This window comes from uncultured Eubacterium sp. (genome assembly GCF_937958975.1).
GTDB lineage: Bacteria > Bacillota > Clostridia > Lachnospirales > Lachnospiraceae > Eubacterium_G.
Map to the genome: position 1 here is coordinate 48,730 of NZ_CALGRE010000055.1, position 10,259 is coordinate 58,988.

Here is a 10,259-nt window from a genome sequence, read left to right on the forward strand (position 1 = left end):
AATGAATATTGTTGAGGAGCGCTATAACATTGCGATAAACAGAATAAAAGAAATAAAGAATGATGATATTGTAAAGCCGTATAATGAATTTTTTCAGAAGACAGCAAGCTTTATCATTATGCTTGATGGCGTTTACAACATGATAAACAGCGGTGAAATGATTAATTTAGATAGACACCGTTTAGAAAAAATAAATTACAGTCTTTATTGTGATATTTATAAAGAAAATTACGGGAAAAGTTTTGCAAATCCCCGGTATGCCGTGGAATGTCTGGGTGAGGAATATGGGCAGATTCTATGCTTTTTGTATACAAAAATTAGAGCGGTAATTGGGAATTTGTATAGAGGACAGTTAGAAGCTGCAACACTATGGTTTGAGCTATTTATTGAAATATATAACTATTTTGAAAATATTGACGAAATCATATTTGAAAATGTAAAAGAAACGATGTATTCCTTTATAAAAGATAATACAGAGATTTTTACGGAGATTTCTGTTGATGCGATGTTAAACCCTGAAAATAGTTTTGCAGTTGATATTGTGACTAAAAGTGATTTAGAAGATTTGCGATATTTATATCGTTATGGTGAATATATCGGAAGTAATGAAATTGAAATGGCAATATATCTTAACTCTTTAGAGCAAAACAAGATTGACCGGCTTGCAAAGGTCTATACAGAGGGTTATAGAAATGGTTTTATTAATACGGGAAAGGATTTGTCGATTAAGAGTACCGTAGATATAAGATATAACATCGGGTTCGAGCGAATTGTAAAAGCTGCAATTCGAAATTTTGGAGAAATGGGATTAAAACCGGTGATTTATCCGAGGGGCTATAACAGTACGATGTGCAATAAACAATATTGGTTTGACCATAAGTTTGATGATGCATTATTTTTAGATAAGGCATTTGTAAAAAGAAAGTTAGAAGTATCGAGACAGGCTTTTGAGACAAGAAAAGAAATGGCTGCAATGATGGCAGGCCCGGCAGTGATTGAAGTGTTTGGTGAGACACCTTTTGAACCGGAGAACAAAAAAGAGGCATATAGCTTCACTGAAGAACAACAGAGGCTTCAGGTTCATTTTTCACTGGAATATCAGCAGATTATACAGGAATACATCAAAGGAGATGAGAGAAGCTTTACAATTATTGCATTTCCGATTCCGGAGTTTGGTGATAAATTTGAGGAAATGTTTGAGGCGACAGTAGAAATCAATACTTTAGATGAGAAAAAATATGCAGAGGTTCAGCAGGCATTAATCGATACATTGGATAAGGCAGAATATGTGAGAGTGACAGGAAAAGGTGAAAACAAGACTTATATCAATGTACAGATGCATGAATTAGATGAGCCTGAGAAGGAAACAAATTTTGAGAATTGTCTGGCAGATGTAAATATACCGCTGGGTGAAGTGTTTACGTCTCCAAAGCTTTCAGGAACCAATGGGTTGCTTCATGTGAGCGAGGTTTATCTTGGAGAATTAAAATATAAAGATTTAGAAATTACATTTGAAGATGGAAAAATAAAAGATTATAGTTGTAAAAATTTTGATACAGAGGAAGAAAATAAAAAATATATTAAAGAAAATGTAATGTTCAATCACGAGACACTTCCGATTGGTGAGTTTGCTATTGGGACAAACACAACAGCGTATGCGATAGCGAATAAGTTTGATGTAGTTTATAAATTACCTATTTTAATTGTAGAAAAAATGGGTCCTCATTTTGCGGTAGGGGATACCTGTTACAGTCATGAGGAGGATGTTAAGACATATAATCCAGATGGAAAAGAAATTGTGGCAAGAGAAAATGAAATTTCCGCATTGCGAAAAACAGATGTGAAAAAAGCATATTTTGGATGTCATACAGATATAACAATTCCGTATGATGAAATCGGGGAGATAACTGCCGTCACGAAGAACGGGGAGGAGTTCGTTATTATTCAGGATGGAAGATTTGTGCTAAAGGGGACAGAGATGCTAAATGAAGCATTAAAAAAATAATATAAATTTATTTTCATTCTTCATTATTCATAATGTTTATGGTACAATAACGAAGAAAATGCCGATTGTGCCTGTACGAATCGGTATATGACGAGAAAAACCATGGAGATGGCAATCGACATGGTTTAAAAACATATTTGTATAAAAATGGAAAAAGGAGAGCAAAATGGCAAAAGTAGGTATTGTAATGGGCAGTGATTCAGATATGCCTGTCATGAGTAAAGCAGCAGAGATTTTAGACAAGTTTGGTATTGATTATGAGATGACGATTATTTCGGCTCATAGAGAACCGGATATTTTCTTTGATTGGGCAAAAAGTGCTGAAGACCGGGGAATTAAGGTTATAATTGCAGGAGCGGGAAAAGCGGCTCATTTACCGGGAATGTGTGCAGCATTATTTAAGATGCCGGTGATTGGTATTCCAATGAAAACGTCAGATTTAGGCGGAGTAGATTCATTGTATTCCATCGTACAGATGCCATCAGGTGTACCTGTAGCTACTGTTGCTATTAACGGAGGAATGAATGCAGGAATTTTAGCTGCACAGATACTTGCTACATCTGATGATGCTCTTTTAGATAAAATAAAAGAATATGCGGAAACGATGAAATCAGAAGTGGAAGCAAAGGATGCAAAGCTGAAAGAAGTCGGTTATAAGAACTATTAAACAACAGCAAAAGATATTGATATATATTAAAAAACAGGAGGAATTTTATAATGGATTATAAGAAAGCAGGCGTTGATATCGAGGCAGGATACAAATCAGTTGAATTGATTAAAGGTTCTATCAAGGAGACAGTGAGACCCGAGGTTTTAGGAGGTATCGGAGGTTTTGCCGGTGCATTTGATATGAGTGCATTTAAAAATATGGAAGAACCGATTTTGGTTTCCGGAACAGACGGGGTAGGTACAAAAATTAAGCTTGCTTTTGTTTTAGATAAGCATGATACGATAGGTATTGACTGTGTGGCAATGTGTGTCAACGATATTGTCTGCGGCGGTGGAGAACCATTATTTTTCCTGGATTATATTGCCTGTGGAAAGAATTTCCCGGAAAAGATTGCGCAGATTGTAAAAGGTGTGGCAGAGGGATGTAAGCAGTCGGGATGTGCATTAATTGGCGGAGAGACAGCAGAACATCCGGGACTTATGCCGGAAGATGACTATGATTTGGCCGGTTTTGCAGTCGGTGTGGTAGATAAAAAAGATTTGATTACAGGAGAAAATATTAAGCCGGGAGATAAATTAATTGGTATTGCATCCTCCGGTGTACACAGTAATGGATTTTCACTTGTAAGAAAAGTGTTTGATATGACAGAGGAGTCGTTGAATACATATTATGATGAACTCGGAACAACTCTTGGAGAAGCGCTGCTTGCACCGACAGTTATCTATGTTAAGGCGTTAAAAGCCATTAGGGAAAACGGTGTGACAATTCATGGATGCAGTCATATTACAGGCGGTGGATTTTACGAAAATATTCCTAGAATGTTACCGGATGGAGTTAAGGCTGTGGTTAAAAAGGATTCTTACGAGGTTCCGGCTATTTTCAGACTTCTTGCAAAGCAGGGTGATATCGCAGAAGAGATGATGTACAATACTTACAATATGGGTATTGGAATGTTGTTGGCGGTGGATGAAAGTGATGTAGAGGCTACAATGGCAGCTATTGAGTCGGCAGGCGAAAAATGTTTCGTTGTTGGAGAAGTGGAAGCCGGAGAAAAGTCAGTTGAATTGGTTTAGTTTTCGAATGAGGTAAAAATGATTAGAGTTGGAGTTCTAGTTTCCGGAGGTGGGACAAACCTTCAGGCTATTATTGATGCGGTCAAGAGCGGGGAAATAACAAATGTATCTTTAGAGGTTGTCATCAGCAATAAAAAAGATGCTTATGCACTTACCAGAGCAAAAGAAAATAACATTAAAGCAGAAAGTGTTTGTATCAAAGATTATGATACGAGAGATGAATTTAATAAAGCTCTTATTGAGACGATAGATGCGTATCAGTTAGATTTGATTGTTCTTGCAGGATTTCTCGTTGTACTTCCGGCAGAATTGATTGCAAAATATAGAAATAAAATTATTAACATTCATCCTTCACTGATTCCTTCTTTTTGTGGAAACGGGTTTTATGGACTTCATGTGCATGAGAAGGCGCTGGAGAGAGGGGTTAAGGTGACAGGAGCAACCGTACATTTTGTGGATGAAGGAACGGACACAGGTCCTATTATATATCAGAAGGCTGTAGATGTTCTTCCGGGAGATACACCGGAGATACTACAGAAACGTGTTATGGAGCAGGCAGAGTGGAAAATACTTCCACAAGCCATTGATGCCATAGCAAATGACAAGTTGTAAGTTTGACACATTTAGGAAAGAGGTAAAAATGAAAGTTTTAATCGTTGGAAGCGGTGGAAGAGAACATGCTATTGCCGCTGCTGTAGCAAAGAGCAGTAAAGTGGATAAAATATATTGTGCACCGGGAAATGCAGGAATCGGGCAGATTGCGGAATGTGTGGATATCGGTGCGATGGAATTTGCAAAGTTAGTGGAATTTGCAAAGGAAAAGGAAATTGACCTTACGGTGGTGGGAATGGATGACCCGCTCGTAGGTGGTATTGTGGATGAGTTTGAAAATGCAGGACTCAGAGTGTTCGGACCGAGAAAAAATGCGGCAATTCTCGAGGGTTCAAAGGCATTTTCAAAAGACTTAATGAAAAAATATAATATTCCTACGGCAGGATATGAGAATTTTGATTCTCCGGAAGCCGCGATGGAATATCTTGAAACTTCCAAATATCCAATTGTTCTTAAGGCAGATGGGCTTGCACTCGGAAAAGGTGTTTTGATTTGTCAGACCAGAGAGGAAGCAATGGATGGTGTTAGGGAGTTGATGCTGGATAAGAAATTTGGCAGCGCCGGAAATACTATTGTAATTGAAGAATTTATGACAGGACGTGAGGTTTCTGTGCTTTCTTATGTGGACGGAAAAACAATTAAGATTATGACATCTGCACAGGACCATAAGAGAGCAAAAGACGGAGATAAGGGACTCAATACAGGTGGTATGGGAACCTTTTCACCAAGTCCGTTTTACACTGAGGAAGTGGATACATTTTGTAAAAAATACATTTATCAGGCTACTGTAGATGCAATGGCGGCTGAGGGAAGAGAATTTAAGGGAATTATTTTCTTTGGTTTAATGCTTACAGAGGAAGGGCCGAAGGTGTTAGAGTATAATGCCAGATTTGGCGACCCGGAAGCTCAGGTTGTTTTACCGAGAATGAAAAATGACATTATTGATGTGTTTGAGGCATGTATTGACGGAACCCTGGAGCAGATTGATTTACAGTTTGAGGATAATGCAGCAGTGTGTGTTGTTTTGGCAAGTGACGGATATCCCGTTTCTTATGAAAAAGGATTTGAAATTAAAGGTCTGGAGCAGTTTGACGGGAAGGATAGTTATTATGTATTCCATGCAGGGACAAAGATATCTGATGGAAAGATAGTGACAAATGGAGGACGTGTTCTCGGCGTTACTGCAAAGGGAGCAGATTTAAAAGAGGCGAGAGCGAATGCATATGATGCAACAAAATGGATTGATTTTGATAACAAATATATGCGTAATGATATCGGAAAAGCAATAGACGAAGCTTAAAAAAGTGGTATTGAAAAACAATTATAGAATAAATTATTAGAGATACACAAGAATCTTTTGATATAAGGATGGTAAAGATATGAAAAAAATTAGGAATCTGTTCATAACAGTTTTTATGTTATTGGTACTTGTAATTGGAATGACAATATCAGTCAGTGCGGATACGACAACAGATTTGTCCTCTCTGAAAGTATATGCAGTGGATGCAGCAGGTAAAAAAACGGAAGTTCCAATGAATTTTAGTGCTACAACCTACACATATAATTTAACGGTTATGTCAAATGCAGTAAAAATTGAAATTGAGGCGGTGCCGGCGGACAGCTCGTCAAAGGCTGTTGTTGAAAAAGAGTGGGCAAATACAAGAATGGATACGGGAAAAAACCTGACAGAAGTATCAGTTACATCAGCGAGTGGTGCAGTACAGAAATATACGCTGAATACGACAAAGCTCACAGCGGAAGAAGAAGCAACATATGTTGCACCTCAGAATGATTCGGATAAACCAGATGACACAAAAACGAATAAGAATGAAAAGGATAAAGTAATAAAAGTTGGGAAAAAGGAAATGAAGATATCTTCGTCTTTCCCAAAGAGTGCTATTCCTGATGGATTTGTAAAATCATCTGACAAAATTGACGGTAAGAAATATACTTGTATCAAGGGTGAAGTAAAAGAGTTGACAGCTTTTTATCTCTATGATGACGAGACAGAAGGTTTCTATATTTACAATGCAGATAAAGATAATTTTTATGCAATGAATAACATCAAAGTTAAGAGTAGAATGTATACCATTGTTGTGCCTGAGACAGAAGATGGGATTCTTAAAAATTATGATAAGAAGAAAGTTACCATTATAGATACAGAAGTAAGAGCATGGGTTTTAGATGAAGAAGCGGGGATGTATCTTGTATATGCTATGAACTGGAATGGTGATACAAATCTTTACTGCTATGATGATAACGAGAAATGCTTTCAGAGATATTTAGTATCAAACGATGCAAATAAACAGTCAGAAGCAGCGGCAAAAGCGTATGATAATCTTGAAAAGGATTACAATAAATTAGTAGATAAATATAATTTTCTTTTAAAAATATTATGTGGCCTGGTTATAGTCATTATTATCCTGATTTTTGTATGTATCAATATAGGGTTGAACAAGAAAGAAAAAAGGATTAAGAAAGAAAGTTCTGATAAAAAAGATAAATATATTTCCGATGATGATGAGATTGAGGAAACTGTAGATGAAGATATTGCAGAAGAAGATGAAGAACCAACAGAAGTGAATCTTGAGACAGATAATTTAGAAGAAATTGCCTTAGACGAGGAGAAAACAGTTGGCAAACCAAGATTTTTTGGTCGAAATAAGATAGACAGGACTTACGGAGATGAACCTACATTGGGCTCAGACTTACAGTCTGACGAAGGTTTCTATGGTGGTGAGAATGCTGACGAAGATGAAATTTTTATCGATATATCAGATGACGAACCTGAAATTTCTAAGAAAGAGCAGATAGAAAATGATACAATTGAGGCTCACAAAGAAATGGAAGAAGATATAAAAGAAACATTGAAATCCATGCTTTCTGATGAAAATGATGAGGATGATGATTTTGAGTTTATTGATATTGATTCATAATTAATAACAAAGGAGTAATTCTAGGGGATAACCCTTCTTTAGAATTACTCCTTTCTTAAAAAACAGTTTAAATAATAGACACAATTAATGGTTATACTTTATACCTAGCAGGCAAAATGGAGGAATTGGAATGGAGAGCAATAAATTTACGAAACAGACAATTGCAGCAATTGGATATGCGAAAGATTTGGCAATTGATTTGGGAATGAATTATATTGGTACAGAACACATATTAGCGGGACTTTCCAAAGTTACAGATGGAGTTGCTGCTAATATTTTATATAATTATAATCTGGTTTATGCAGATATTGTTTCTGCCATTGAGGAAGATATGGGCATAAAAGCGAGAACATCAACAAAGGGCAGAGGAAAACAAAATATTTTACCGTCATCCAGGGCACATATACTTCTTGGCCGCGCAGCATCAGAAGCTGCGGAGCAGGGGCTGCCACAAATCGGGACAGAGCATATTTTGCTGGCAATCATTGCGGATTCGGATTGCGAGGCATATTGTATTTTATCAAGCTTTGGTATTAGCATGAAAAAAGTGTGTGCAGATATATTGCGACTTACGAATAGAGATGTCAGTGAGGTCAAAAAATATTTAAAACAGGAAAAAAAAGGCAGGAGTAATCCATCTGGTGGGACGCCAACATTAGAGAGATATGGAAGAGACTTAACAAAAGAAGCAAAGTCCGGAAAATTAGATACTGTAGTCGGTAGAGAAAATGAAATACAGAGAATTGTTCAGATATTAAGCAGAAGAACTAAAAACAATCCGTGTCTTATCGGAGAGCCGGGTGTGGGAAAGACTGCCGTAGTGGAGGCAATTGCACAGCGTATTGTAGAGGGCAGAGTTCCAAAGACAATGGCAGGAAAGAGAGTTATAAGTTTGGATTTATCAGGAGCCGTAGCAGGCTCTAAATATAGAGGAGAATTTGAGGAAAGGCTGAAAAAGATTATTGAAGAGGTAGAAAATTCCGGAAATGTTATTCTGTTTATCGATGAGATTCATACTATTGTCGGTGCAGGCGGCGCAGAAGGCTCTATGGATGCATCTAACATTTTAAAACCGTCTCTGACAAAAGGAAGACTGCAGGTAATCGGCGCTACGACAATTTCTGAATATAGAAAATATTTTGAAAAAGATGCTGCCTTGGAGAGAAGGTTTCAACCGGTAACAGTCGAAGAACCCACACAGGAACAGACGATTGAAATTTTAAAGGGGCTGCGGGGAGCATACGAAGAATTTCATCAGGTTCAAATTACAGATGAAGCGATAGAAGCCGCTGTGAAATTATCTACCAGATATATTAATGACAGAAATTTGCCGGACAAGGCGATTGATTTGATTGATGAGGCATGTTCTAAAATCAGGATTAGAGATATTCCAAAACCAAAGTCAGTGAAAGATAAGGAAATTGATGTAGCTGAATTGAATTTAGAATTGGAGATGTGTATCAGGCATTCTGATTTTAAAATGGCTGCAAATATAAAAAAGGAGCTGGATAAGGCACAGGCAAAATTAAATAGAGCAGTAGCAAAGTGGGAAGGAACAGAGGGTTCATATCGGCCTTCGATTACCGAGAGTTCTATCGAGGATGTTGTGGCAATGTGGACCGGAATCCCAGTGACAAAATTAGAAAAAAATGAACAGCAGAGGCTTTTAAAGTTAGAAGATATACTGCATAAAAGAATGGTTGGTCAGACAGAGGCAGTCAGTGCTGTGGCAAAGGCGGTCAGAAGAGGACGTGTGGGATTAAAAAATCCAAACAGACCAATTGGTTCCTTTTTATTTTTAGGACCAACAGGAGTCGGAAAGACTGAGTTGTCTAAAACATTGGCAGAAGCGGTTTTTGGAACGGAAGATGCGATTATAAGAATCGATATGTCAGAATATATGGAGAAACATAGCGTTTCAAAAATGATTGGTTCGCCTCCCGGATATGTAGGATTTGAAGAAGGGGGACAGTTGAGTGATAAGGTTAGAAGAAATCCATACTCCGTTGTTCTGTTTGATGAGATTGAGAAGGCACATCCGGATGTATTTAATATTCTTCTTCAGGTTTTAGACGATGGACATATTACTGATTCTAAAGGAAGGAAGGTCAGTTTTAAAAATACGATTATTATTATGACAAGTAATGCCGGTGCAAATCGTATTATTGATCCGAGACATCTTGGTTTTAGTAGTGGAAATACTGAAAAGCAGGATTATGAGAAAATGAAATCTGCGGTTATGGAAGAAGTAAAGCAAATGTTCAAACCGGAATTTATTAACAGAATAGATGACATTATTGTCTTCCATGCATTATCGGAGAAAGAAGTAAGGAGTATTGTAAATATTATGTTGCGTTCTCTTGCAAAGCAGGTAAAAGAGCAGATGCAGATACAGCTTAAATTTACAGATACAGTGAAAACAATGCTTGCAAAAGAAAGTTATGATAAAAAATATGGAGCAAGACCATTGAGAAGAATGATACAGAGTAAGGTGGAAGACAGCCTGGCAGAAGAAGTTCTTGCCGGAAAGATACAGAGCGGAAATAGCGTAAATGTTTCATGTAGAAATGGGAAAGTTAATTTTACTGTGAAAGAAGAAAAATAGTACCATTTTTGGAATGAAAAAAATGAAAAAAATCATACTTTTTTCGCACTTGAAAGTCAAATTGTGATACAATATTTGTAATCACTTTTCGGAGAAAAGTGATTGCCTGCTTGCAACACCATCTGCGAAGCAGATTAAAATGTGTTGCAATACGATTATTTGTAATCACTTTTCGAAGAAAAGTGATTGCCTGCTTGCAACACTATCTGCGAAGCAGATTAAAATGTGTTGCAATACAATTATTTGTAATCACTTTTCGAAGAAAAGTGATTGCTTGCTTGCAACACTATCTGCGAAGCAGATTAAAATGTGTTGCAATACAATTATTTGTAATCACTTTTCGAAGAAAAGTGATTGC

General features: G+C 37.1%; 8 protein-coding genes. All 8 read left to right on the top strand.

What is annotated here, in order from left to right:
* The first annotated feature begins 1 nt into the window (after position 1).
* Complete coding sequence (locus tag Q5O86_RS10385; RefSeq protein WP_302627077.1) at positions 2-2,005, top strand: aminopeptidase; 2,004 nt, start codon at positions 2-4, stop codon at positions 2,003-2,005.
* Positions 2,006-2,171: 166 nt separating this feature from the next.
* A complete protein-coding gene (gene purE, locus Q5O86_RS10390) occupies positions 2,172-2,672 on the top strand; it encodes a 5-(carboxyamino)imidazole ribonucleotide mutase (protein WP_302627078.1) in 501 nt (166 codons plus the stop codon).
* 50 nt (positions 2,673-2,722) lie between these two features.
* Positions 2,723-3,748, top strand: a complete 1,026-nt coding sequence (gene purM, locus Q5O86_RS10395) for a phosphoribosylformylglycinamidine cyclo-ligase (protein WP_302627079.1) — start codon at positions 2,723-2,725, stop codon at positions 3,746-3,748.
* 18 nt (positions 3,749-3,766) lie between these two features.
* On the top strand, positions 3,767-4,360 hold the full coding sequence (gene purN, locus Q5O86_RS10400) for a phosphoribosylglycinamide formyltransferase (RefSeq protein WP_302627080.1): 594 nt from the start codon (positions 3,767-3,769) through the stop codon (positions 4,358-4,360).
* A gap of 28 nt (positions 4,361-4,388) precedes the next feature.
* Positions 4,389-5,660: a phosphoribosylamine--glycine ligase gene (gene purD / locus Q5O86_RS10405; RefSeq protein ID WP_302627081.1), complete on the top strand. Its 1,272-nt coding sequence runs from the start codon at positions 4,389-4,391 to the stop codon at positions 5,658-5,660.
* 79 nt (positions 5,661-5,739) lie between these two features.
* Entirely contained in the window at positions 5,740-7,296 is a 1,557-nt protein-coding gene (locus tag Q5O86_RS10410) for a hypothetical protein (RefSeq protein ID WP_302627082.1), read from the top strand.
* Between the two features lie 130 nt (positions 7,297-7,426).
* Complete coding sequence (locus Q5O86_RS10415) at positions 7,427-9,901, top strand: ATP-dependent Clp protease ATP-binding subunit (RefSeq protein WP_302627083.1); 2,475 nt, start codon at positions 7,427-7,429, stop codon at positions 9,899-9,901.
* Positions 9,902-10,040: 139 nt separating this feature from the next.
* On the top strand, positions 10,041-10,259 hold a 219-nt coding region (locus Q5O86_RS10420; protein WP_302627084.1), incomplete at its 3' end, for a hypothetical protein.

Coding starts and splice junctions, on each gene's coding strand:
- purN (WP_302627080.1), top strand. CDS start 3,767: ATGATTAGAGTTGGAGTTCTAGTTTCCGGAGGTGGGACAAACCTTCAG.
- purD (WP_302627081.1), top strand. CDS start 4,389: ATGAAAGTTTTAATCGTTGGAAGCGGTGGAAGAGAACATGCTATTGCC.
- purE (WP_302627078.1), top strand. CDS start 2,172: ATGGCAAAAGTAGGTATTGTAATGGGCAGTGATTCAGATATGCCTGTC.
- Q5O86_RS10415 (WP_302627083.1), top strand. CDS start 7,427: ATGGAGAGCAATAAATTTACGAAACAGACAATTGCAGCAATTGGATAT.
- Q5O86_RS10410 (WP_302627082.1), top strand. CDS start 5,740: ATGAAAAAAATTAGGAATCTGTTCATAACAGTTTTTATGTTATTGGTA.
- purM (WP_302627079.1), top strand. CDS start 2,723: ATGGATTATAAGAAAGCAGGCGTTGATATCGAGGCAGGATACAAATCA.
- Q5O86_RS10385 (WP_302627077.1), top strand. CDS start 2: ATGAATATTGTTGAGGAGCGCTATAACATTGCGATAAACAGAATAAAA.